This window comes from Streptomyces sp. NPDC051109 (assembly GCF_044455885.1).
Classification (GTDB): Bacteria; Actinomycetota; Actinomycetes; order Streptomycetales; family Streptomycetaceae; genus Streptomyces.
The window spans coordinates 175,316-197,758 of sequence record NZ_JBITFF010000004.1; the positions used below are offsets into that span (position 1 = coordinate 175,316).

General features: G+C 72.3%; 18 protein-coding genes and 1 pseudogene. 8 read left to right on the forward strand and 11 right to left on the reverse strand.

Annotation, left to right across the window (positions count from 1 at the left end; translation table 11 throughout):
- Positions 1–464 precede the first annotated feature (464 nt).
- The 4 genes and pseudogenes from ACIBAD_RS09605 to ACIBAD_RS09620 form a co-directional block, all read right to left on the reverse strand.
- A complete protein-coding gene (locus tag ACIBAD_RS09605) occupies positions 465–782 on the reverse strand; it encodes a hypothetical protein (protein WP_398905588.1) in 318 nt (105 codons plus the stop codon).
- A gap of 201 nt (positions 783–983) precedes the next feature.
- A complete protein-coding gene (locus ACIBAD_RS09610; RefSeq protein ID WP_030159386.1) occupies positions 984–1,178 on the reverse strand; it encodes a hypothetical protein in 195 nt (64 codons plus the stop codon).
- Between the two features lie 176 nt (positions 1,179–1,354).
- The gene (locus ACIBAD_RS09615; RefSeq protein WP_398905590.1) at positions 1,355–1,813 is read right to left on the reverse strand and encodes an HD domain-containing protein; all 459 of its coding nucleotides are present in this window, start codon (positions 1,811–1,813) and stop codon (positions 1,355–1,357) included.
- Positions 1,810–3,198, reverse strand: a pseudogene (locus ACIBAD_RS09620) (pyridoxal phosphate-dependent decarboxylase family protein). Before ACIBAD_RS09620 ends, ACIBAD_RS09615 begins: the two are co-directional and overlap by 4 nt.
- An 849-nt stretch (positions 3,199–4,047) precedes the next feature.
- Between ACIBAD_RS09620 and ACIBAD_RS09625 the strand changes: the two are divergent.
- Positions 4,048–4,542, forward strand: a complete 495-nt coding sequence (locus tag ACIBAD_RS09625) for a DUF4232 domain-containing protein (RefSeq protein WP_166682177.1) — start codon at positions 4,048–4,050, stop codon at positions 4,540–4,542.
- Entirely contained in the window at positions 4,539–5,141 is a 603-nt protein-coding gene (locus ACIBAD_RS09630; RefSeq protein WP_398905592.1) for an AAA family ATPase, read from the forward strand. Before ACIBAD_RS09625 ends, ACIBAD_RS09630 begins: the two co-directional genes overlap by 4 nt.
- Before the next feature lie 23 nt (positions 5,142–5,164).
- Here the strand turns inward: ACIBAD_RS09630 and ACIBAD_RS09635 are convergent, their stop codons facing one another.
- From ACIBAD_RS09635 to ACIBAD_RS09645, 3 genes are all read right to left on the reverse strand, one after another.
- Positions 5,165–7,537, reverse strand: a complete 2,373-nt coding sequence (locus ACIBAD_RS09635) for an FtsX-like permease family protein (RefSeq protein WP_398905594.1) — start codon at positions 7,535–7,537, stop codon at positions 5,165–5,167.
- Entirely contained in the window at positions 7,537–8,466 is a 930-nt protein-coding gene (locus ACIBAD_RS09640; RefSeq protein WP_208329146.1) for an ABC transporter ATP-binding protein, read from the reverse strand. The genes ACIBAD_RS09635 and ACIBAD_RS09640 overlap by 1 nt, the downstream gene beginning before the upstream one ends.
- A gap of 117 nt (positions 8,467–8,583) precedes the next feature.
- Complete coding sequence (locus tag ACIBAD_RS09645) at positions 8,584–9,699, reverse strand: PP2C family protein-serine/threonine phosphatase (RefSeq protein WP_398905597.1); 1,116 nt, start codon at positions 9,697–9,699, stop codon at positions 8,584–8,586.
- A gap of 145 nt (positions 9,700–9,844) precedes the next feature.
- Here ACIBAD_RS09645 and ACIBAD_RS09650 point away from each other — a divergent pair, with 145 nt between their 5' ends.
- Positions 9,845–11,080, forward strand: coding sequence for a GNAT family N-acetyltransferase (locus ACIBAD_RS09650; protein WP_134075494.1), 1,236 nt, complete (start codon positions 9,845–9,847; stop codon positions 11,078–11,080).
- 30 nt (positions 11,081–11,110) lie between these two features.
- On the opposite strand, the gene ACIBAD_RS09655 is transcribed toward ACIBAD_RS09650, so the two are convergent.
- Both ACIBAD_RS09655 and ACIBAD_RS09660 read right to left on the reverse strand, forming a co-directional pair.
- Positions 11,111–11,917, reverse strand: a complete 807-nt coding sequence (locus tag ACIBAD_RS09655) for a DNA-formamidopyrimidine glycosylase family protein (RefSeq protein WP_134075495.1) — start codon at positions 11,915–11,917, stop codon at positions 11,111–11,113.
- A gap of 72 nt (positions 11,918–11,989) precedes the next feature.
- Entirely contained in the window at positions 11,990–12,475 is a 486-nt protein-coding gene (locus tag ACIBAD_RS09660; protein WP_134075496.1) for a ribose-5-phosphate isomerase, read from the reverse strand.
- Positions 12,476–12,695: 220 nt separating this feature from the next.
- Between ACIBAD_RS09660 and ACIBAD_RS09665 the strand changes: the two genes are divergently transcribed.
- Positions 12,696–14,129: an amino acid permease gene (locus ACIBAD_RS09665; protein WP_134075497.1), complete on the forward strand. Its 1,434-nt coding sequence runs from the start codon at positions 12,696–12,698 to the stop codon at positions 14,127–14,129.
- 98 nt (positions 14,130–14,227) lie between these two features.
- Here the strand turns inward: ACIBAD_RS09665 and ACIBAD_RS09670 are convergent, their stop codons facing one another.
- On the reverse strand, positions 14,228–14,809 hold the full coding sequence (locus tag ACIBAD_RS09670; RefSeq protein ID WP_398905601.1) for a biotin transporter BioY: 582 nt from the start codon (positions 14,807–14,809) through the stop codon (positions 14,228–14,230).
- 286 nt (positions 14,810–15,095) lie between these two features.
- Here ACIBAD_RS09670 and ACIBAD_RS09675 point away from each other — a divergent pair, with 286 nt between their 5' ends.
- The 3 genes from ACIBAD_RS09675 to ACIBAD_RS09685 all read left to right on the forward strand — a co-directional run bounded on the left by ACIBAD_RS09675 (position 15,096) and on the right by ACIBAD_RS09685 (position 18,842).
- Positions 15,096–16,532: an amino acid permease gene (locus ACIBAD_RS09675; protein WP_398905603.1), complete on the forward strand. Its 1,437-nt coding sequence runs from the start codon at positions 15,096–15,098 to the stop codon at positions 16,530–16,532.
- Positions 16,533–16,608: 76 nt separating this feature from the next.
- Positions 16,609–18,024, forward strand: coding sequence for an amino acid permease (locus ACIBAD_RS09680; protein ID WP_398905605.1), 1,416 nt, complete (start codon positions 16,609–16,611; stop codon positions 18,022–18,024).
- Between the two features lie 161 nt (positions 18,025–18,185).
- Positions 18,186–18,842, forward strand: coding sequence for a superoxide dismutase (locus tag ACIBAD_RS09685; RefSeq protein WP_134075501.1), 657 nt, complete (start codon positions 18,186–18,188; stop codon positions 18,840–18,842).
- Positions 18,843–18,981: 139 nt separating this feature from the next.
- Here the strand turns inward: ACIBAD_RS09685 and ACIBAD_RS09690 are convergent, their stop codons facing one another.
- Complete coding sequence (locus ACIBAD_RS09690) at positions 18,982–19,629, reverse strand: DsbA family protein (protein WP_134075502.1); 648 nt, start codon at positions 19,627–19,629, stop codon at positions 18,982–18,984.
- A 124-nt stretch (positions 19,630–19,753) separates the two neighbouring features.
- Here ACIBAD_RS09690 and pepN point away from each other — a divergent pair, with 124 nt between their 5' ends.
- Positions 19,754–22,324 (forward strand): aminopeptidase N, encoded by a 2,571-nt coding sequence (gene pepN / locus ACIBAD_RS09695; RefSeq protein WP_134075503.1) that lies wholly within the window; start codon positions 19,754–19,756, stop codon positions 22,322–22,324.
- Positions 22,325–22,443 lie beyond the last annotated feature (119 nt).

Below are 22,443 nucleotides of genomic sequence, written 5' to 3' on the forward strand. Positions count from 1 at the left end.
CCGAGGTGGCTGCGAGGGCGCGGCCTGTTTGGGCGGAGCACCACGACGGCGGGGTACTTCAGGAGTTCCTGAAGGAGATCGGCTGTGACGGCGTGGACGCGGTCATGGTGACCAGGCAGGTGGTCGGGTGCAGTCTCCTCGGCGAGGCTCAGGCGACACCTGATCCGTCGGTCGCACTCCCTACTGCTGTGGGATCCCGTCCGACCTGCGTACGCCGGCACAGGCCACCAGTTCGCCGCTGTCTGCCGTGAGGAAGAACGTGTAGACCCATGACCTGTCGGACGTTGCAACGCTGCCTCCAGGACTCAGAGGGCCGAACGGGTGCGGTTGTGCGGGGGCTCGGGGAACGTCGGGGACCCGAGCGGGAACGTGCAGGTCAGGGGCTTGACTGATCGTGGGTGGCGGCACGTACGCGATCTTCCAAACCAGCTACGCGGGTTCGATTCCCGCGCCTGCTCTGAGCATCAGTAGTGGACCGATGCGCAGGTGACGGTGGTTTTGCCGTCGGCCGTCTTGACCACGTACTTGGACCCGCTCAGGCCGCCGAGGTCGAACCTTCCCGACTTGTCGATGGGGACCGAGCCCGAGGTGGAGCCGGAGTAGGTCACCGTCGTGCCTGCCGGGAATCCCTCTCCCCAGACGTGGTACTTGCCGGCCGAGTCCACCTCCACGTTGCACTTCGCGGCCGCGGGGGCCGCGGCGTGTGCGGCGACCGCAGGGCCCAGTGCGAGAGCGGGGGCCACGAGGAGTCCGAGTGCTGCCAGGCGACGTGTTCGGTTCATCATTCAACCTGCCTCGAATGCTGCCCCCCATGCCCCTTTCAGCCTATCGGCCGGCTTCTCGGGCGGCATCTTGGCGGCGGGCGAGGGAGGTTGTGCACTCACATCCGCTTCGAGACCTGCACCGGCCCGTACGCCGGGCGGTCAGGTGAACTCGGACCGGGAGTACCGGAGCGCTCCCGGCACCCCTTGAGCGGGTTCCGGCTAGAGCTTGATTCCCGCGATGGTGTCCGCGAGGGAGTTGAGGAAGCGGTTGACGTCCGGTGCGATGGAGCTGGACGCCAGGAAGAAGCCGAAGAGGACCGCGACGATCGCGGGGCCGGCCTTGATGTGGTTGCCACGGATCAGCACCACCAGGATGACCGCCAACAGAACCACCACTGACAGCGAAATGGCCACTACTGATCACACCTTCGGTCGTCCCCTGGTCGGCCTGGGGCACACGGCCACGCGCACCCCCACATGGACCATCCTCCCACCAACGGGCGTCGGCTATCCGTCCCGTGGCGAATCGACGTCGGCGCTTTCCCGCCAACCGGCGATGCGCCGGGCATATTTCGGGCATGGGGCCCGGGTCATGGCGCGGTGAGGCCGAGGAGGGAGCGGACATACGCGTACTTCGCGGACAGCCGTTCCCGGGTGGGGTCGTCCAGGACGGAGAGCCGCACGGGGTCCGCGTTGTGCGCCAGATCCGCCTCCTTCACCAGGAGGGCGCCCGGGGTGGCGAGGATCCGGGCCGCGTACTCCTCCACCGGCTCGCCGGCGCGCTTGGTGACGGCCAGCACCATGTCCTTGACCGACTGGGGCAAGGCGGCGGAATCCAGCCAATCCCGGCTGAGCGCATCGTCCTCGACGGCGTCGTGCAGCCAGGCCGCCGCCTGCTGGTCCGGGCTGCCGCCGCGGGCGCGGACTCCCTCGGCGACGGCCGCGAGGTGCTCGGCGTACGGCCGGCCGGCCTTGTCGGTCTGGCCCTCGTGCGCGGAGCGCGCCAGTGCCTCGACCTCCATCAGGGTCAGCGGTTGCTGCTGCGTCATACCGTCCCCTTCGCCGCCGTGCGGAGGGCCTGCGCGGCCCGGCGCACATCCGCCTGCGTCGTACGCCAGTTGCAGAACGCCGCGCGCAGGCCGGGGGTTCCCGCGTGGACGGTCGGGGTGACGAAGACCTCCTCCTGCGCCGCCTCGCGCAGGGCCGCCAGGCGGGCCGGGGTGGGATCGCCGGCGAGGGTGAAGCAGACGACGTTCAGGCGGACCGGGGCGAGGAGCCGGAAGGAAGGGTCCTGCTCCAGCGCCACGCCCAGCGCCCGGGCGCAGGCGATGTCGCGTTCGACGATCTCGCGGTGGCCTTCTCGGCCGTACGCGCGAAGGGTGAATCAGGCGGCGAGGGCGCGCAGCCGGTGCGAGTTCTCGGGGGTGAGATGGACGAGGTCGGGGTGGTCGCCCAGGGGGCCGAGGTAGGCGGCGGCGTTCTGGAAGACGCGGGCCTGGAGGTCCTGGCGGCGGGTGAACTGGACGGCGCTGTCGTAAGGGACGTTCAGCCATTTGTGCAGGTCGACGCAGACGGAGTCGGAGGCGTCGAGGCCCTCGACGAGGTGGGCGTGGTCCGGGGAGAGCGCGGCGAAGGCGCCGAAGGCGGCGTCGGTGTGGAGCCAGAACGCGTGGCGTTCGCGGAGGGCGGCGATGGCGCGGAGGTCGTCGAAGTCCACGGTGTTGACGGTGCCGGCGTTGGCGACGACGACGGCCGGGCCGGGCGTGTCGGCGAGGGCCCGGTCGAGGGCGGCGGGGTCGACGGCCTCGCGGCCGGGGAGGGTGGGGACGGTGACGAGGGAGCTGCGGCCGAGGCCGAGGACGGAGAGGGCCTTGGCGATGGAGGAGTGCGGGGCTCCGGACAGGACGCGGACCGGGCCGAGCGCTGCCGCGCCGTCCTCGGAGGGGGAGACGCCGAGGCGTTCGCCGAGCCACTCGCGGGCGATGGCGAGGCCGGTGGTGTTGGACATGGTGGCGCCGCTGACGAAGGTTCCGGTGTGGGCGTCGGTGAGGCCGAAGAGGTCGCGGAGCCAGGTGACGGTTTCGCGTTCGAGTTCCTGGCCGGCGCCGTCCAGGGCGGAGTTGGAGTTCTGGTCGTGGACGGCGGTCAGCCAGTCGCCCGCGAGGGCGGCGGGGGTGGCGCCGCCGGTGACGAAGCCGAGGTAGCGGGGGCCGGCGGAGGCCGACAGCCGGGGCGCCCAGCGCTCCGCGAAGGCGGTGAGGGCCGATTCCGCCCCGGCGGCGCGCTCCGGCAGGGGCTCGGGGTCCCGCGCAGGCGCGGCGGACGGTACGACGGGACGGGCGTCCAGGGCTCCGAGGGTGTCGGCGGCGGTGCGGCGGGTGGCCTCCAGGAGCTCGGGGAGGCGGGCGAGGTCGGTGGCGAGCGTGCGGTCCATGGGGGCACGGTAGGGACCCCGCCGGGCCCGGCGGACCGGCCAATCGGGGGTGATTGGCCCGGCTCGGCTCCCGGGGTGCCGTGGGTGCGGCGCGGCTGCGCCTGGGCCCCTGAGCTCCGCCCCGGATCCCACGCCTCAGGCGCCGGCGGGGCCGGGCTGTGACGAGGGGGACTCGGCCGGAGTCGGCATGCGCTGGGGCCGGAGTCGGTGCCCCGGGCCGGAGCCGCCGTGCGCGGGCGGGTCCCGGGTCGGAGTCGGTGTGCCCGGGCCGGAGTCGGTGCCCCAGGCCCGGAGTCGGTGTGCGAGCCGAGTCGGTGTCCCGGGGCCGGAGTCGCCGTGCGCGGCCCGGGTCGCCGAGTCGGAGTCGGTGCCCCGGGCCAGAGTCGCCGTGTGCGGGCCGGGTCGCCCGGTCGGAGTCGGTGCCCCGGGCCGGAGTCGCCGTGCGCGGGCGGGTCCCGGGTCGGAGTCGGTGTGCCCGGGCCGGAGTCGGTGCCCCAGGCCCGGAGTGGGTGTGCGAGCCGAGTCGGTGCCTCGGGGCCGGAGTCGCCGTGCGCGGGCCGGGTCGCCCGGTCGGAGTCGGTGTGCCGGGCCGGAGTCGCCGTGCGCGGGCCGGGTCGCCGGGCCGGAGTCGGTACCCCGGGCCGGAGTCGCCGTGCGCGGGTCGGGTTGCCGGGTCGGAGTCGGTGTGGCGGGCGCCGGGATCGGGCCGTGCGGGGCCGGAGTTGGGCGGCGTAGGGTCGGGGGATGACTCGGTCGGTGGTGGGGGTTGTTGTCGGGGCGGTCGTGGCGGGGGGGCTGGTGGGGTGCGATGTGCCGCCTGCGCCTGCTGCTGCGCCGGGGCCCAGTGGGGTGCGGTCCCCCGCGCCCGCCGTGGTCGCGTCCCCGCCCGCGACGAAGGCGCCCGCGTGCCCCGAGGGCGGGGTACGGCTGCTCGAAGGGGCCGGGGACGCCGCCATGGGGCTCCGCGTCGCCGACATCCAGCTGGTGAACTGCGGTACGCAGCCCTACGTACTGGAGGGCTATCCCGAGATCCGGTTGCTGGACGGGAAGCGGGCACCGGTCGAGGTGGCCGTCGTGCACGGAGCGGACGGGATCACCAGCGCGCCGACCGGCGTGGAGGGCGTCCCGCAGAGACTGGAGCTCCGGCCCGGCCAGGCGGCCGCCGTCGCCCTGGTGTGGCGGAACCTGGTGACCGACTCGACGGTGCCCGCCGCCGAGGGGTGGGTGCTGGACGTGACCCCGCGTGCCGGTGCGCCCCGCGTGGAGCTGGAGCTCCGCCACTCCGTCGACCTCGGGAACACCGGGAAGCTCGGCATCAGCCCCTGGAAGGCGGCCGCCCGGTGATCATCTGGCTCAACGGGCCCTTCGGGGGCGGGAAGACGCAGACCGCGTACGAACTGCACCGGCGGCTGCCCGGCAGCGTCGTGTGCGATCCGGAGCACGTCGGGTTCGGGCTGCACCGCATGATGCCGCCGTCGCTGCGCGGGGACTTCCAGGACCTGCCGGCGTGGCGGCAGGGCGTGTTCGAGGTGCTGGAGCTGGCCGCGGAACGGCACCCCGGGCCCGTCCTGGTGCCGATGACCGTCACGGAGCCGCGGTACTTCGCCGAGACGGTGGGGCGGCTGCGCGAAGCGGGGCACGACGTACGGCACTTCGCGCTGCTGGCCGAGCGGGGGACCGTACTGCGCCGGCTGAGTGAGCGCGGGCTCGGGCGCGGGCTGAAGCGGGAGAGCTTCGCCGTGGCCCGGCTCGACGGATGTCTGGAGGCATTGCGCGGACCGGAGTTCGCCCACCACCTGGTCACCGACCACCTCACGGTGCCCCAGGTCGCGGGCCGGATCGCGGCCATGACCGGTCTGCGGGCCGCCCCGGACACCGACGGCCCGCTCCGCGCAAGGCTGCGGCGCGCGCTCGTCGGTGTCCGGCACATCCGGTTCGACTAGTTCGACTGGTTCGACTGGTTCGACTAGAGCGACTGGGCCCCGCGGCGGAGCGACCAGCGGGCCGGGAGGGCCGTGGCCGTCAGGCCCAGGGTCAGGGCGGCCGCCGCGAAGGAGGCGTACAGCATCGGCGGGATGTGCGGGGGCGCCCCCGTAACAGCCTTGGTCAGCGGGAACAGCGTGGCCAGGGCGATCGCGCTGCCCAGGGCGACGCCCGCGCCGCCGATCAGGAGGGCCTCCCAGCGGAGCATCCGCAGGACCTGGCGCCGGGTAGAGCCGACCAGGCGCAGCATCCGCAGCTCGCGGCGGCGGTCGAGGACGGTCATCACCAGGGTGTTGGCCGCGGCGACGGCCGCGAAGCCGCCGAGGACGGCCGCCATGACGGCATTGGCCCAGGCGTTGACCTCGCGGTCCGTGTTCTGCGCGGTGGTCCAGTCCGAGGGGGACATCGCCGGCCCCAGTCCCGCCGGGAGCGGGCCGCGGACGAGGAGTTCGGTGGCGCGCCCCGCCGTGGTGTGGCCGGTCAGGTCGGACGCCGGGAGGGTGACCTGGCCGAGGCCCAGGCCCCGGGTGTAGACGGCCACGATCTCGGGGTTCGCCGGGGCCCCGTCGGGGAGGCGGAGTTCGACGTGGTCGCCGACGCCGAGCCGGGCGGACTCCGCCACGCTGCGGTCCACGGCGATCGTGCCGGGGCGCAGCGCGCCGAGGCTGCCCTCCCGTACGCCCAGGTCCTGGACGGTGGTGACGTCCCCCGCGACGCCCTGGGCCGAGGTGGACTGGAAGCGCCGCTCGGCGCCCTTGCCGAACACCGCCAGCACCGAAGTGCGGGTGACCGCGACTCCCCCGCGCGCGTCGGCCGGCGGGTCGCTGATCACGTGGTCGGCCAGAAGACCCGCGCTCTGCTGCCGGCGCGTCGCGTCTTCCTCGCTCGTCTGCAGGAAGACGAGGGTGGAGGAGAAGGCCATGGCGAGCACGATCGGGGTGATCGCAGAGGCGAGCCGGCGGGCGTGGGCCCGGGAGTTGGCGGCGGCGAGGGAGCCGGCCGCGCCCGCGGCGCGCAGCGGGAGGCCGAGCAGGCCGGCGCAGCCGCGGGCGATCAGCGGCCCCAGCAGGGCCACGGCCAGCATGAAGAGCATGACCACGCCCAGAGCGGCGTTGGCGGCGTCCTCCCCGCCGGAGGTGGCGGCCAGCCCCGCGCAGGCGGTCCCGCCGGCCAGGGCGGCGATGCCCAGCGGTGTACGGATCCATCCCGGCCGCACGCGTTCCACGGCGGCCGCGGCCAGCGCCTGGCCGGGCCGGATCCGGGCGGGCCGGCGTGCGGCGGCCCAGCCGGCGAGCAGCGCGGTGACCAGACCGATGCCGGCGGCCGAGACGAGCGGGATCCAGGAGACGGCGAGTTCCACCCCGTCCGGGATCGCACCCTTGGCCTTCAGCTGTCCGAACCACCATGCGGCGAGGCCGAGGCCGGGTACGCAGCCCAGCACACCCGCGGCGGGCGCGACGAGCAGCGCTTCGGTGGCGACGATGCGCCGGATCTGCCGCGGGGTGGCTCCGACGGCGCGCAGCAGGGCGAACTCGCGGGAGCGCTGCGCGACGCAGAGGGCGACCGTCCCTGCGGCGGTGAAGACGGCGACGAGGGTGGCGATGCCGCCGAAGGAGCCGCCGAGGCCCGTCAGCAGATCCCGGGCGCCCGCGAGCCGCGGGTCCACGGCGCGGGCGCCCCCGGTCAGCACCTGGGCGCTGCCGTCGACGGCGGCGCGGACCCGCTCCGGGTCGGCGTCGAACAGCACGACCGCGTCGAGTGCGCCGGGGTGCCCGGACAGGGCGCGGGCCTCGGCGTCTGAGAACCAGACTCCGGTGCCCTCGGCCCGTCCCACGACCCGGAATTCCCGCTTCCCGACCGGGGTGTCGAGCGACACCCGATCCCCCGCGAACCCCGCACCCGCACCCAGGACGACCTCCCCCGGAGCCCCCGGGGCCCGGCCTCCCGCGAGCGCCGCACCCGTGAAGGCGGACGCGCCCCAGCCGGAGGCCTCCACGGAGCCGGAGCCCGCACCGCCCCGTACGGGGAACACCACGTCGGGGACGGCCCGGCCGAGCGGGGCCAGCCGCTCCAGCAGGGCGGCGTCGACCCTGGCCCGCTCCGGGACCCGTACCGATTCCTCGTAGGCGCCCTCCCCGCTGCCCGCCTCCCAGTGGATCTGCTGGTCGGCGGCCACGACGACGGGCGCCTGCGCGTAACGGGCCGGCGGGAGGCTCGCCCGGACCCCGCTCTCCAGCAGGATCCCGCAGGCGGAGACGATGGCGACGGTCATGAGCAGGGCGACGAAGGTGCCGGCGAAGGCGGCGGGGCGGAACCGCACGGCGGCCCGGGCCAGGCCATTGGGGTGGAGCAGCATCAGGCGGCCGCTCCTGCGTAGGCGGGGGCCGTGAGGGCGGTCATCCGGGCGGCGATGGCCGCGGCGGAGCTCTGCGGCAGCCGGTCGGCGATGAGGCCGTCGGCGAGGAAGAGCACCTGGTCGGCGGCGGCCGCGGCGGCCGGGTCGTGGGTGACCATGACGATGGTGGCGCCGAGCGAGTCCACGGCGGACCGGAGCAGTCCGAGGACCTCGGCGGCAGTGGTGGTGTCGAGGGCGCCGGTGGGTTCGTCGGCGAAGACGACATCGGGCCGGGTGACCAGGGCCCGCGCGATGGCGACGCGCTGCTGCTGGCCGCCGGAGAGCTCGGCGGGGCGGCGGCCGCCCTTGCCTTCGAGGCCGACGCGGGCGAGCAGGTCGGCGGCCCGGTCCCGGCCCTGCCGCGAGGATCCGGCGCCGGCGAGCCGCATCGGGAGCAGCACGTTCTGCTCCACGGTGAGGGAGGGCAGCAGGTTGAAGGCCTGGAAGACGAAGCCGAGGCGGCTGCGGCGCAGTTCGGTGAGCTCGTTCTCGTTCATGCCGGTGATCTCGGTGCCGCCGAGGCGGACGGAGCCCGCGGTGGGCACGTCCAGTCCGGCCGCGCACTGGAGGAAGGTGGACTTGCCGGAGCCGGAGGGCCCCATCACGGCGGTGAAGCTGCCGCGCGGCAGGCTGAGGTCGATCCCGCGCAGCGCGTGCACGGTGGCGGCCCCCCGGCCGTACTCGCGCCGTACGCCGCGCAGCTCGACCGCGGCCGTGCCGTCGTACCCCGCCTGGGTGCCGCCGTACCCCGCCTGCCCCGTGCCGCCGGACCCCGCCGGCCTGCTGCCGCCGTACCCCGCCCGCCCCGTGCCGCCGTACGCCGCCGGCCCGGTGCCGTCGTACTCCGCCCGCGTGCTCTCGCGCTGCCGCCTGCTCCGCCGGAGCCCCATGGTGTGCCGCCTTCCGTACCCGTCGGTGATCGTGGTCCCGACGCTACGGACGGGGGTACGGGTGCGGACATGGCGGAGCCAGGCGGATCGGTGGTGGGGAAAACCCCCGTACGAAGGTCAGGGGGAGCGGCGGATGAGCAGCAGGGCGCGGTCGTCGTTGACGTCCTTGGCGACCTTTTCGATCAGGTGCCAGGCCGCGCCCTCCCACCCGGCGGCGACGTAGCGGTCGGCCTCGCCGGTGAGGCGGTCGATGCCCTCGCTGATGTCGCGGTCGGCGGTCTCGACCAGCCCGTCCGTGAAGAGCATGAGGACGTCGCCGCGGCGGAGGTTGCCGCGGGCGGGTTCGAACTCGGCGCCGTCGTACACGCCGAGCAGCGGGCCCTCGCCGGACCGCTCCTCCCAGCGGCCGGTGCCCGCGGAGAGCTGGAGGGCGGGCAGGTGGCCTGCGGAGAGGAGCTCGTAGTCGCCCGTCTCCAGGTCCAGGACGAGGTGGATGGAGGTGGCGAAGCCCTCGTCCCAGTCCTGGCGGAGCAGGTAGCCGTTGGCGGCGGGCAGGAAGCCGTGCGGGGGCAGGGCGCCGAGCAGGCCGCCGAAGGCACCGGAGAGCAGCAGGGCGCGGGAGCCGGCCTCCATGCCCTTGCCGGAGACGTCGGTCAGGACGATCTCCAGGGTGCGGCCGCCGTTCGTACGGGCGGCGACGACGAAGTCGCCGGAGAAGGACTGGCCGCCGGCCGGGCGCAGGGCCATCTCGCGGTGCCAGCCGCGCGGCAGGGCGGGCAGCTTGCTCTGGACCCGGATGCGTTCGCGAAGGTCGAAGAGCATCGTGCCGCCGCGCCGCCAGGGCACGCCGACGCGGCTGCGGAACTGCGCGATGACCAGTCCGAAGAATCCGCAGGCGGCCACGACCAGGACGGTGCCGGGGGTGACCCGGGCGGGGCCCTGGGTGTACGGCCCGAGGACCAGCGCCTCGACGATGAGGGCGGCCGCGGAGGCCGCGTACAGCGCGAGCAGGCTCGCGGGGCGCAGCAGCAGGCCGCCCGCGACGATGGGCAGGACGAGGGCGGAGGGCGAGAACCAGACGGGCAGCATGAGCGTGCCGCAGGCGATCGCGGGCACGGTCAGGAGGAGTCCGGCGAAGGCGAGCCAGTCGGAGGCGTCGCCGCGGAAGTAGTCGACGGCGGATTTGCGCAGGGCGGTGCGGGCCCGGTGCGACAGCATGCGCGTCCGGGCCATGAGCGTCTCCATGCGTGCTCCGGCCATTGCTTCGGGACCCTATCCATCCTGGCTGTGCGCGCGCAGGGGGACCCCCGGACCGGGGGCCCGGGCGGCGGCCGAAAAGGCTTCGACTGGGACGGAAGGCCCTGATAGGGATGGCCGTATGGCTCTTGAGATGCGCGAATTGCAAGCCAATGAGTGGGATGTCTGGTACGACCATCTGGAACTGGCGTTCGGCGGCGTGCCCGACTCCCCTGCGGAGCGGAAACTCTACAAGTCACTGACCGAGACGGAACGTTCCCTCGGGGTCTGGGACGGCGAGAACTGCGTGGGCTCGGCCGGGGCCTTCAGTTTCCGGATCTCCGTTCCGGGCGGCGCGCTGGTTCCGGCCGCCGGGGTCACGACGGTGGGCGTCTCCCCCACCCACCGCCGGCGCGGGGTGCTGACCTCGATGATGCGCCGCCAACTGGACGACATCCGGGCGGGTGGCGAGCCGATCGCGGTGCTGACGGCATCGGATCCGGCGATCTACGGGCGTTTCGGCTACGGCACCGCGACGTACGCGATGTCCGTGGACATCGACACGACGCGGGTACGGCTGTCCGTGCCGCCGGGGACGGACGACGTACGGCTGCGGCTCGTCGATCCGGAGAAGGCGCTGGCCGACTGCGAGCGGGTGTACGCCGGGCTGGTCGCCGGGCGCCCCGGGATGCCGGCCCGCCAACCGGGCTGGGAGCGGCAGGGTCTGCTGGACCCGCCGGCCGTGCGGGACGGCGCGTCCCCGCTGAAGTGCGTGGTCGCGGAGGCGCCGGACGGGGAGGTCGTCGGGTACGCGCGCTACCGGGTCAAGCCCGACTGGGACCAGAGCGGTTCGGACGGCAAGGTCAGCGTCCTGCAGCTGGAGGCGCTGGAGCCGACGGCGTACGCGGCGCTGTGGCGGTACCTCTTCGGCATCGACCTGACCTGGCGGGTGCAGGCGTACGGGCGGCCCGTGGACGATCCGGTGCTGCACCTGGTCAGTGACGTCCGGCGGGCCCACGCCCGGCAGCGGGACGCCCTGCACGTACGGCTGGTGGACCTGCCCGCGGCGCTCCGGGCGCGGGCGTACGGGGCCGGGCTGGACGTGGTCATGCAGGTCGAGGACGCGTTCTGCCCGTGGAACGAGGGCCGGTGGCGCCTTGCGGCCGAGGCCGGCGGCCCGGTCGCCTGTACCCGGTCGGACGCGCCGGCGGACCTGGAGCTGTCGGTCCGGGAGCTGGGCTCGGCGTACCTCGGCGGGGTCACCCTGACCTCCCTGGCGGCGGCCGGCCGGGTGCGCGAGCTGCGTCCGGGCGCCCTGGCGGCGGCCTCGCGGGCCTTCACCGGCGATGTGGCGCCCTGGCTCCCGCACGGCTTCTGAGCCGGCGTCCGGCCTGAGGGCCCCGCGGCCTCAGCGGGTCTGGCAGGAGGGGCACCAGAAGAGGTTCCGCGCCGCCAGGCCGGCGGTGCGGACCTCGGTCCCGCAGATGTGGCAGGGCATGTTCGCCCGGCGGTAGACGTACACCTCCCCGCCGTGGTCGTCCACGCGCGGCGGGCGGCCCATGGCCTCGGGCAGGTGCTCGTCGCGGACCGTGTCGATCCGGTTGTTCCGCACGCCCTCGCGCATCAGCGCCGCCAGGTCCGCCCACATGGCGTCCCACTCGCCGCGCGTGAGGTCCTTGCCCAGCCGGTACGGGTCGATGCCGTGACGGAAGAGGACCTCGGCGCGGTAGACGTTGCCGACGCCGGCGATCACCTTCTGGTCCATGAGGAGGGCGGCGACGGTGGTGCGGGAGCGGGAGATCCGCTTCCAGGCGCGGTCCGGGTCGTCGGCCGGGCGCAGCGGGTCGGGGCCGAGCCGCTCGTGTATCGCCTTCTTCTCGGCTTCGCCGATCAGTGCGCAGGCGGTGGGGCCGCGCAGGTCGGCCCAGTGCTCGGGGTTGAGCAGCCGCAGCCGGACCGTGTCCGTGGCCGGGGGCGCCGGGGCGGGGCCGAAGCCGAGCTTGCCGAACAGGCCGAGGTGGATGTGGATCCAGGCGTCGCCGAGTTCCAGGAACAGGTGCTTGCCGTGCGCCTCTGCGCTCTCCAGGTCCCGCCCGTCGAGCAGGGCGGCGCTCTCGGCGAAGCGGCCCTGCGGGCTGCTCACCCGGACCGGCTGCCCGGCGAAGCGCTCGGTGTGGTCCTGGGCGAGGCGGTGGATCGTATGCCCCTCGGGCACTGCACTGCTCCTACCTCTGGGAACGGCCGTGCCGCCGGGCCCGAGGCCGCGGCGGCACGGTGAAGCGGAAGATCAGCCCTGCGGGTGGTGGGCCGGGATCGGGGGGAGCTCGCCGGTCTGCTCGTACGCGGAGAGCATGTCGATGCGGCGGGTGTGGCGCTCCTCGCCGGAGTACGGGGTCGCCAGGAAGGCCTCGATGAAGCCGACGGCCTCGTCCTGCGTGTGCATGCGGCCGCCGACGGAGATCACGTTGGCGTTGTTGTGCTCACGGCCGAGCTTCGCGGTCTCGACGCTCCAGGCCAGGATGGCGCGGACGCCCTTGACCTTGTTCGCGGCGATCTGCTCGCCGTTGCCGGAGCCGCCGATGACGATGCCGAGGCTGTCGGCGTCCGCGGCGGTCTTCTCCGCGGCGCGCAGGCAGAACGGCGGGTAGTCGTCCACCGCGTCGTAGATGTGGGGCCCGCAGTCGACGGGCTCGTGGCCGTTGTTCTTGAGCCAGTCCACCAGGTGGTTCTTGAGCTCAAAGCCGGCATGGTCGGATCCGAGGTACACGCGCATGGCACGAGTGTGGCACGGGCACCCCCCGCAGACCGCGGCAGGGTGTCGCGTAAGTCACTTCTAAAGCTCAAGTAAACCCAAAGAACGCAGATGGGACACGGCGGGACCCAGGTCCTGGACGTTCGTCCCAAAGCAACGATCCGGATTGAGGTCTTCCGTCCTGCGTTCATCTCAGGTTTGAATGCCCGGGCTCGCAACCCGAGAACCTAAGGATCCGTCCATGAGCTCCACGACGACCCTTCAGAAGGCAGGCGACCCGTCCGGTAACTCCGGCGACACGCAGCCCTCCGACGGTCTGAAGGCCGGTCTCAAGAACCGCCACCTGTCCATGATCGCCATTGGCGGCGTCATTGGCGCCGGTCTCTTCGTCGGCTCCGGTGGCGGCATCGCCAAGGCCGGCCCCGCCATCCTGATCTCGTACCTCCTCGTCGGCGCGATGGTCGTCTTCGTGATGCGGATGCTGGGCGAGATGGCCGCCGCCAGCCCGAACTCCGGCTCTTTCTCCGCGTACGCCGACCGCGCGCTCGGCCGCTGGGCCGGCTTCTCCATCGGCTGGCTGTACTGGTTCTTCTGGGTCGTCGTGCTCGCCGTGGAGGCGACCGCCGGTGCGAAGATCCTCGAGGGCTGGATCCCGGCCGTCCCGCAGTGGGGCTGGGCCCTGATCGTGATGGCCGTCCTGACGATCACCAACCTCGGCTCCGTCGCCTCGTACGGCGAGTTCGAGTTCTGGTTCGCCGGCATCAAGGTCGTCGCCATCGGCGCCTTCGTCATCGTCGGCATGCTCGCCGTCTTCGGCGTGCTGCCCGGTTCGGACAACCCGGGCGCGGGATTCGCCCACCTCACCGACGCCGGCGGATTCATGCCGAACGGCTGGGGCTCCATCCTCACCGGTGTGCTGATGGTCGTCTTCTCCTTCATGGGCAGCGAGATCGTCACCCTGGCGGCCGGCGAGTCCGAGGACCCGCGCCGCGCGGTCACCAAGGCCACCAACTCGGTGATCTGGCGCATCGGCGTCTTCTACCTGGGGTCGATCTTCATCGTCCTCACCCTGCTGCCGTGGAACGACAAGTCGATCGTCGACAAGGGCTCGTACGTCGCCGCCCTGGACTCCATCGGCATCGCGCACGCCGGCCAGATCATGAACGTGATCGTCCTGACGGCCGTGCTGTCCTGCCTGAACTCGGGCATGTACACGGCCTCCCGCATGGCGTTCTCGCTGGGCGAGCGCGGTGACGCGCCCAAGGTCTTCGCCAAGGTCAACAAGAAGGGCGTGCCCACGGCCGCGATCCTGGGCTCGGTGGTCTTCGGCTTCGCCGCCGTCTACTTCAACTACACCTCCCCGGACACGGTCTTCAGCTTCCTGCTGAACTCCTCGGGTGCGATCGCGCTCTTCGTGTGGCTGGTCATCTGCCTGACCCAGCTGCGGATGCGCAAGATCCTGGTGCGCGAGGCGCCGGACAAGCTGACGGTCAAGATGTGGCTCTTCCCGTACCTGACGTGGGCCACCGCCGCGATGATCACCTTCGTCCTGGGCTACATGGTCTACGACAAGGACAACCGCGAGACGGTCACGCTGTCGCTGCTGGTCGCCGCCGTCGTGCTGGTCATCGGCGTGGTGCGCGACGTGCGCCGCAAGGCCGCCGAGCGCGCCTAGGCACGCATGCGCGAACACGGCAGCCCCGGACCACTTCACGTGGTCCGGGGCTGCCGTGTCTGCGGTGTCTGCCGTGTCTGCCGTAGGGGGGCCTCCGGCTACTTGCGGCCGACCAGCTTCCACGTGGCGGGCAGCAGGCCCATCGCCAGCGCCGCCTTGAGCGTGTCGCCGATCAGGAACGGGGTCAGCCCCGCCGCGACGGCCGCGCCGAAGGACATCCCGGTGGACAGCGCGAGGTACGGCACGCCCACGGCGTAGATCAGGGCCGAGCCCAGCGCCATCGTGCCCGCCGTACGGAGGACCGAGCGGTCGGCGCCGCGGCGGGCCAGCGCCCCCACGACGGTGGCGGCGAGGAGCATGCCGAGCACGTAGCCGAACGAGGCACCGCCCGCGCCGGAGGTACCGCCGGCGAACCACGGCACGCCCGCCATGCCGACGAGGGCGTACAGGGCGAGCGAGAGGAAGCCGCGGCGGGCGCCCAGCGCGGTACCGACCAGCAGGGCCGCGAAGGTCTGGCCGGTGACCGGGACCGGGGAGCCGGGGACGGGCACGGCGATCTGCGCGGCGAGGCCGGTGAGCGCGGCCCCGCCGGTGACGAGCGCGATGTCGCGGACGCGGCTCGCGGGCAGCAGGTCGGCCAGGACGGCGCCGGGGCGGAAGGAGACGGAAGCAGTGCTCATCGGAGGCTCCGCGGGGTGAGGGTGACGGGACGATCACCGACGCTAGTGCGCGGCCGGGCGCCGCCCCACCTCCGGCCGGGACAAAGCCCTGCTCACCGGTTTGGTGGGGAGTGCACAAAGAGGCGGTTCCACACCCGAGGGGGAGTGATCCGCGTCACGAGCCAGATTCAGACAACACGTCCGTTTTGCGCGGATGGGCGCCGTCCGGCGAGACTGTAGGGTCCCGCCAATCCGAATGCGGAGCCCCCACCGCCGCTGCCGAGCACGAGAGTACGAGCACCCACTCATGCGCGACCGCTTGCCCACCAACCCTCCAGCAGGACCGACGGGACCGGCCGGGCCGAACCCTCCCGGCGGGCCCGAGTTGCCGGCGGAACCCCTCAGCCACAGCCTCAAGCAGCGCCACCTGACCATGCTCGGCCTCGGCGGCGTGATCGGCGCCGGGCTGTTCGTCGGCTCCGGCGCGGGCATCGGCATCGCCGGCCCCGCGATCATCTGCTCGTACCTGCTCGCGGGCGCCCTCGCCATGCTGGTGATGCGCGCGCTCGGCGAGATGTCGGCGGCGATGCCCGCCTCCGGCTCGTTCTCCGTGTACGCGGAGAAGGCGCTGGGGCGCTGGGCCGGGTTCACGGCGGGCTGGCTCTACTGGTTCCTGCTGGTCGTGGTGTTGGCGGTGGAGGCCACCGGCGCGGCGAAGATCGCGAACGGCTGGCTCCCCTCGGTCGACCAGTGGGTCTGGGTGCTGATCTTCATGGTGGTCTTCACCGTGAGCAACCTGGCCGCCGTGAAGAACTTCGGCGAGTTCGAGTTCTGGTTCGCGGCCCTCAAGGTCGGCGCGATCATCCTCTTCCTGATCCTCGGCACCCTGGCGATCTTCGGTCTGCTGCCCGACACCGATCCCATCGGCACGGCCAACCTGACCGGCCAGGGCGGGTTCTTCCCCGAGGGCATCGGCGGGGTGGTCGCCGGCATGCTCGCGGTCATCTTCGCCTTCGGCGGCCTGGAGGTCGTCACCATCGCGGCCGCCGAGTCCGACGACCCGGCCAAGTCCGTGGCCCGCGCGGTGCGCAGCGCCGTGTGGCGCATCCTCTTCTTCTACGTCGGCTCGATGGTGGTCATCGTGACCCTGCTGCCGTGGGACTCGCTGGAGCCGGGGCAGAGCCCGTACGTCGCCGTCCTGGACTCGATCGGGATCCCCGGGGCCGGCCAGATCATGAACATCGTGGTGTTCGTGGCGCTGCTGTCGGCGCTCAACGCGAACCTGTACGGCTCCTCGCGCATGGTGTTCTCGCTGGCCGAGCGAGGCGAGGCGCCCAAGTCGCTGCTGAAGGTGTCGGGCGGCGGCGTGCCGCGCCGGGCCGTGTTCGCCTCGGTGGCCTTCGGCTTCGTGTCGGTGGTGCTGAACCTGCTGTGGCCGGACACGGTCTTCCTCTACATGCTGAACGCGGTCGGCTCGGTGCTGCTGTTCGTGTGGGCGCTGATCGCGGTCTCGGAGCTGAAGCTGCGGCGGATGCTGGAGCGGGAGATGCCGGAACGCCTGACGCTGCGGATGTGGTGCTTCCCGTACCTGACGTGGGCGGCGCTGCTCGGCATGGCGGCGGTACTGGTGCTGATGCTGTTCGACGACGCGGCGCGGCCGCAGCTGCTGTGGTCCACGGGTGCGGCCGGGGCGGTCCTCGTGGTGGCGTGGGTGCGCGAGCTGCGGGCGCGCCGGGCGGCCTGAAGTCCGCGCCCACCGCCCACTGTCCGGATATTGGACAAGAAATGTTCGATAAACGGACGGTGGGCACTATGACCCCATGAGTCAGAGCACCATCACACCCCCTGAGCAGCAGCACGGCACGGCGGCGCGGGCCGAGGGCGGATCCCCCCTCGGCAACGGCCTCAAGCAGCGCCACCTCTCGATGATCGCCCTCGGCGGTGTCATCGGCGCCGGCCTCTTCGTGGGCTCCGGCGCCGGCATCGCCGCCGCGGGTCCCTCGATCGTCATCGCGTACGCCGTGTCCGGTCTGCTCGTGATGTTCGTGATGCGGATGCTCGGCGAGATGTCCGCCGCGGACCCCGCCTCCGGCTCCTTCTCCGTGCACGCGGACCGGGCGATCGGCCCCTGGGCCGGCTTCACGGCCGGCTGGATGTTCTGGACCCTGCTGTGCGTGGGCGTGGCCATCGAGGCGATCGGCGCCGCCCACATCATGACCGGCTGGTTCCCCGGCACCCCGTCCTGGATGTGGGTGCTGGCCTTCATGGCGCTGTTCTGCGGCACCAACCTGGCCGCCGTCTCGAACTTCGGCGAGTTCGAGTTCTGGTTCGCCGCTCTCAAGATCGGTGCGATCGCGCTCTTCCTGGGCCTGGGCGTGCTGGCCGTGCTCGGCCTGCTGCCCGGCACCTCCTCCCCCGGCACCGCCAACCTGCTGCACGACGGCGGGTTCCTGCCCAACGGCATGGACGGACTGCTGGTCGGACTGCTCGCCTCGGTCGTCGCGTACGGCGGCCTGGAGACGGTGACCATCGCGGCCGCCGAGTCGGAGGACCCCGTCAAGGGCGTGGCCAGGGCGGTGAAGACCACCATGTGGCGGATCGCGATCGTCTACGTCGGCTCCATGCTGATCATCGTCACGCTGCTGCCGTGGAACGACCCGGGGGTGACCGAGGACGGCCCGTACGCGGCCGCCCTGGACCACCTGGGGATCCCGGCCGCCGGCGAGATCATGAACGTGGTCATCCTGATCGCCCTGCTGTCGGCGATGAACGCCAACATCTACGGCTCCTCGCGCATGGCCTACTCGCTCGTCTCCCGCGGCCAGGGCCCCAAGGCGCTGGGCAAGGTCAGCGGCCGGGTGCCGCGCCGCGCGGTGCTCGCCTCCTGCGGGTTCGGCTTCGTCACCGTGCTGCTGTCGTACTGGTACCCGGACACACTGTTCGCCTGGCTGCTGAACATGGTCGGCGGGGTCATCCTCGTCGTCTGGGGCTTCATCGCCGTCTCGCAGTTCGTGCTGCGGCGCCGTCTGGAGCGGGAGGCCCCGCAGAAACTGGTCGTGAAGATGTGGGGCTTCCCGTATCTGACGTGGGTGGCACTGGCCGGGGTGGCCGGGGTCCTGGTCCTGATGGTCCTGGACCAGGACACCCGGGTCCAGGTGGTCTTCACCGGCGGCCTCACCGTCGCCCTGGCGGCGACCGGCTACGTGGCGCAGCGCCGGGCGGCGGCCGCCCGCTGACATCCGCTCCGTCCCCAGCTGGGCCCCGTGCGTTCGCACGGGGCCCAGCTGCGTTGTACAGAGGCGACCCTTACGTGATCACTGGAATAGATACTGCTAGCGTGCAGTTGCGCATTGATTGCAATAAGCAGTTGGCACGCTGAGGGGACCGGATAACACGCATGGCCATCTACACGCTTCCTGAGCTTCCGTACGACTACGCGGCGCTGGAGCCGGTGATCAACCCGCAGATCATCGAGCTGCACCACGACAAGCACCACGCGGCCTACGTCGCCGGCGCCAACACCACGCTGGAACAGCTGGCGCAGGCGCGCGACGACGAGAACTGGGGCGCGCTGAACGGCCTGGAGAAGAACCTGGCCTTCCACCTCTCCGGCCACATCCTGCACAGCATCTACTGGCACAACATGGCCAGCCCGAAGACCGGCGAGGGCGGCGGCGAGCCCACCGCGGCGGACGGCGTCGGCGAGCTCGCGGACGCGATCACCGAGTCCTTCGGCTCCTTCGCCAAGTTCAAGAAGCAGCTGACCTTCGCGTCCTCCGCGACGCAGGGCTCCGGCTGGGGCGTCCTCGCGTACGAGCCCGTCAGCGGCCGCCTGATCGTCGAGCAGGTCTACGACCACCAGGGCAACGTGGGTGCGGCCAGCACGCCGATCCTGGTCTTCGACGCCTGGGAGCACGCCTTCTACCTGCAGTACAAGAACCAGAAGGTGGACTTCATCGAGGCCATGTGGAACGTCGTCAACTGGCAGGACGTGGCCAAGCGCTACGCCGACGCCAAGGCGAACACCCCGCTGCTGATCCCCGTCAAGGGCTGATCGCAGCTCCACCGAGCCGTCCGCCTCGTGATCGTCTTCTCAACCTTCGCGTGCGGGCGTGTCCAACGGAAGACCCCCGCAAGGACGTGACTTGCGGGGGTCTTCCGTATGCGCCGGACAGTCCGCCGGAAGGCAAGGCCTACTCGAAGGACGGGCCCTTGGTGCGGGTGCGCTTGATCTCGTAGAAGCCGGGGGTGGAGGCGACCAGCAGGGTGCCGTCCCACAGCCGGGCGGCGGCCTCGCCGCGCGGGGTCGGGGTGACGACCGGACCGAAGAAGGCCACCTCGTCGCCCTCGGCGCCGGGCACGGAGATCACCGGGGTGCCGACCTCCTGGCCGACGCGCTCGATGCCGTTGTTGTGGGAGTCGCGCAGCACCTGGTCGTACTCGTCGGAGTCGGCGTAGGCGAGCAGCTCGGCCGGCAGGCCGACCTCCTCCAGCGCCTCGGCGATGACCTCGCGGGTCGCGCCCTTGTCCTCGTTGTGGATCCGGGTGCCGAGCGCGGTGTAGAGCTTGCCGGTGATCTCCTCACCGTGCTTCTGCTGGGCCGCGATGACCACGCGGACCGGCGCCCAGCCCTTGGGGCCGAGCAGTTCGCGGTAGCGCTCGGGCAGCTCGTCGAGCTTGTTCTCGTTCAGGACGGCGAGGCTCATCACGTGCCAGCGCACCTCGACGTCGCGGACCTTCTCGACCTCCAGCATCCAGCGGGACGTCATCCAGGCCCAGGGGCAGAGCGGGTCGAACCAGAAGTCGACCGGGGTCTTCTCGCGCACCTGGGTGTCGGCCATGTCTCTCCTAGAGTCGCTTGAGCATCACTGGTCGTGTTCCCCCTCGCCAACCAGGCCGGGCCCGCCCGCATTCCCCCGTGCGAGGATTCCGTCAGGTATCGCGATCACGCACGAAGGAGTGCACGTGCCCGGAGAGAATCTGTCCCGTGACGAGGCCCGCGAGCGGGCCGAGCTGCTGTCCGTCGACGGGTACGAGGTGGTCCTCGACCTGAGGTCCGCCGTGGACGAGGCCGAACCGGCCGAGGGGCCCCGGACCTTCCGCTCGGTGACCACGATCCGCTTCCGGGCCGCGGCCCCCGGCTCGGCCACCTTCGCCGACCTCGTCGCCCCGTCGGTGAACTCCGTCACCCTCAACGGGCGGGAGCTGGAGCCGGCCGCCGTCTTCGACGGGGCGCGGATCGCCCTGGCCGATCTGGCCGCCGAGAACGTCCTGGTGGTGGACGCGAACTGCGCCTACAGCCGGACCGGCGAGGGCATGCACCGCTTCGTCGACCCGGAGGACGGCGAGGTCTACCTCTACACGCAGTACGAGCCGGCCGACGCCCGCCGCGTGTACGCGAACTTCGAGCAGCCCGACCTGAAGGCCCCGTACCGCTTCGAGGTGACCGCGCCCGAGGGCTGGCACGTCTGGAGCAACGGCGCCGAGGAGTCCCGCGAGGGCCAGACCCGGCGCTTCGCCGAGACCGCGCCGATCTCCACGTACATCACGTGCGTGGTGGCGGGCCCGTACCACTACGTGACGGACACCTACACGCGCGGGGACCTGACGATCCCGCTGGGCGCGATGTGCCGCAAGGGGCTGGCGAAGCACTTCGACGCGGACGACGTCTTCCTCGTCACCAAGCAGGGCTTCGACTTCTTCCACGAGCACTTCGACTACCCGTACCCCTTCGGGAAGTACGACCAGGCCTTCGTGCCCGAGTACAACCTGGGCGCGATGGAGAACCCGGGGATGGTGACCTTCCGCGAGGAGTACATCTTCCGCGGCAAGGTGACGCGGGCCGCGTACGAGCGCCGCTGCAACACGATCCTGCACGAGATGGCCCACATGTGGTTCGGCGACCTCGTCACCATGAAGTGGTGGGACGACCTGTGGCTCAAGGAGTCCTTCGCGGACTTCATGGGCTCCTTCTCCCAGGTGGAGGCGACCCGCTTCGACCAGGCGTGGGTGACCTTCGCCAACAACCGCAAGGCGTGGGCGTACCGGGCCGACCAGCTCCCCTCCACGCACCCGATCACGGCCGACATCCGTGACCTGGAGGACGCGAAGCTCAACTTCGACGGCATCACCTACGCCAAGGGCGCGGCGGTGCTCAAGCAGCTCGTCGCGTACGTGGGCCGGGACGCGTTCCTGGAGGGCGCGCGACGCTACTTCAAGGCCAACGCGTACGGGAACACCACGCTGGACGATCTGCTGTCGGTGCTCGGCGAGGTCTCCGGGCGGGACATGGCCGAGTGGTCGCGGGCGTGGCTGCAGACGGCCGGTGTGAACGTGCTGACTCCGGTGGTGACGTACGACGCGGGCGGGCGGGTGACCGAGCTGTCGGTGGTCCAGGAGGGAGACGAACTGCGCCCCCACCGGGTGGCGGTCGGCCTGTACCGGCTGGAGGAAGGCGCGCTGGTCCGCTACGCGCAGGCCGAGGCGGACGTGGCCGGCGCCTCGACGGTCGTGGCGAAGCTGGCCGGGCAGGAGCGGCCCGACCTGGTGCTGGTCAACGACGACGACCTCACGTACTGCAAGATGCGCTTCGACGAGGGCTCGCTGGCGACGCTGCGCCAGCGGCTCGGGAGCGTGGCGGACCCGCTGGCGCGGGCGCTGTGCTGGTCGGCGCTGTGGAACCTGACGCGGGACGGGCTGATGCCGGCGCGCGACTTCATCTCGATGGTGCTGGCCCACGCCGGCCGCGAGAGCGACGTCGGCGTGCTCCAGATGCTGCACTCGCAGGCGCTGGCCGCCGTCACGCACTACGCGGCCGCCGACTGGCGCGAGCAGGGCGGCCGGGCGCTGTCGGCGGTCGCGCTGCAGGAGCTGCGGCTGGCGGAGCCGGGCTCGGAGCACCAGCTGACCTGGGCTCGCTTCTTCGCGGCGGGTGCGGCGACGGAGGGCGACTTCCAGCTGCTGCTGGGGCTGCTGGACGGTTCGGCGCGGATCGACGGACTCGACGTGGACCAGGAGCTGCGGTGGGACTTCCTGCTGCCGCTGGCCGCGCACGGCGCGGTGGACGAGGCCGTGCTGACGGCGGAACTGGCGCGCGACGACACGGCGTCGGGCAAGCGGCACCAGGTGCGCTGCCTGGCGGCGCGGCCTTCCGAGGCGGTCAAGGACCAGGCGTGGGCGGCGGTCGTCGAGTCGGACACCCTGTCGAACGCGCTGGTGGAGGCGACGATCGCGGGCATGCAGCAGCCTTCGCAGCGGGCCCTGCTGGCGCCTTACTCGGGGCGCTACTTCGAGGTGATCGAGCGCATCTGGGCGGACCGGTCGATCCAGATCGGCATGCACGTGGTGAAGGGGATGTACCCGTCGCTGGAGGACTCGGAGTCGACCCTGGCCGCCACGGACGCCTGGCTCGCCGCGCACGCCGACGCCGCTCCGGCGCTGCGCCGACTGGTGCTGGAGGCCCGTGACGACCTGGCGCGGGCGCTGCGCGCGCAGGCCTGCGACGCAGCCGCCGCCGCAGGTTCGGCCGCGGTCTAGGAGTGTCGTCGGCGGGGCCGGTCCGCCTGGGCGGACCGGCCCCGCCGAACAATGCGAACAGCGCTATCGGCTTTCGAACGGCCGTACTTTAGTGCGGTCTTGTCCGGATTTGTCGACGG

Excerpts from the sequence above, each read along its gene's own strand:
- ACIBAD_RS09605 (WP_398905588.1), bottom strand. The coding sequence starts at position 782 with ATGAACCGAACACGTCGCCTGGCAGCACTCGGACTCCTCGTGGCCCCC.
- ACIBAD_RS09615 (WP_398905590.1), bottom strand. The coding sequence starts at position 1,813 with ATGACGCAGCAGCAACCGCTGACCCTGATGGAGGTCGAGGCACTGGCG.
- ACIBAD_RS09635 (WP_398905594.1), bottom strand. The coding sequence starts at position 7,537 with ATGCTGCTCCACCCCAATGGCCTGGCCCGGGCCGCCGTGCGGTTCCGC.
- ACIBAD_RS09640 (WP_208329146.1), bottom strand. The coding sequence starts at position 8,466 with ATGGGGCTCCGGCGGAGCAGGCGGCAGCGCGAGAGCACGCGGGCGGAG.
- ACIBAD_RS09645 (WP_398905597.1), bottom strand. The coding sequence starts at position 9,699 with ATGGCCCGGACGCGCATGCTGTCGCACCGGGCCCGCACCGCCCTGCGC.
- ACIBAD_RS09650 (WP_134075494.1), top strand. The coding sequence starts at position 9,845 with ATGGCTCTTGAGATGCGCGAATTGCAAGCCAATGAGTGGGATGTCTGG.
- ACIBAD_RS09660 (WP_134075496.1), bottom strand. The coding sequence starts at position 12,475 with ATGCGCGTGTACCTCGGATCCGACCATGCCGGCTTTGAGCTCAAGAAC.
- ACIBAD_RS09665 (WP_134075497.1), top strand. The coding sequence starts at position 12,696 with ATGAGCTCCACGACGACCCTTCAGAAGGCAGGCGACCCGTCCGGTAAC.
- ACIBAD_RS09670 (WP_398905601.1), bottom strand. The coding sequence starts at position 14,809 with ATGAGCACTGCTTCCGTCTCCTTCCGCCCCGGCGCCGTCCTGGCCGAC.
- ACIBAD_RS09675 (WP_398905603.1), top strand. The coding sequence starts at position 15,096 with ATGCGCGACCGCTTGCCCACCAACCCTCCAGCAGGACCGACGGGACCG.
- ACIBAD_RS09680 (WP_398905605.1), top strand. The coding sequence starts at position 16,609 with ATGAGTCAGAGCACCATCACACCCCCTGAGCAGCAGCACGGCACGGCG.
- ACIBAD_RS09685 (WP_134075501.1), top strand. The coding sequence starts at position 18,186 with ATGGCCATCTACACGCTTCCTGAGCTTCCGTACGACTACGCGGCGCTG.
- ACIBAD_RS09690 (WP_134075502.1), bottom strand. The coding sequence starts at position 19,629 with ATGGCCGACACCCAGGTGCGCGAGAAGACCCCGGTCGACTTCTGGTTC.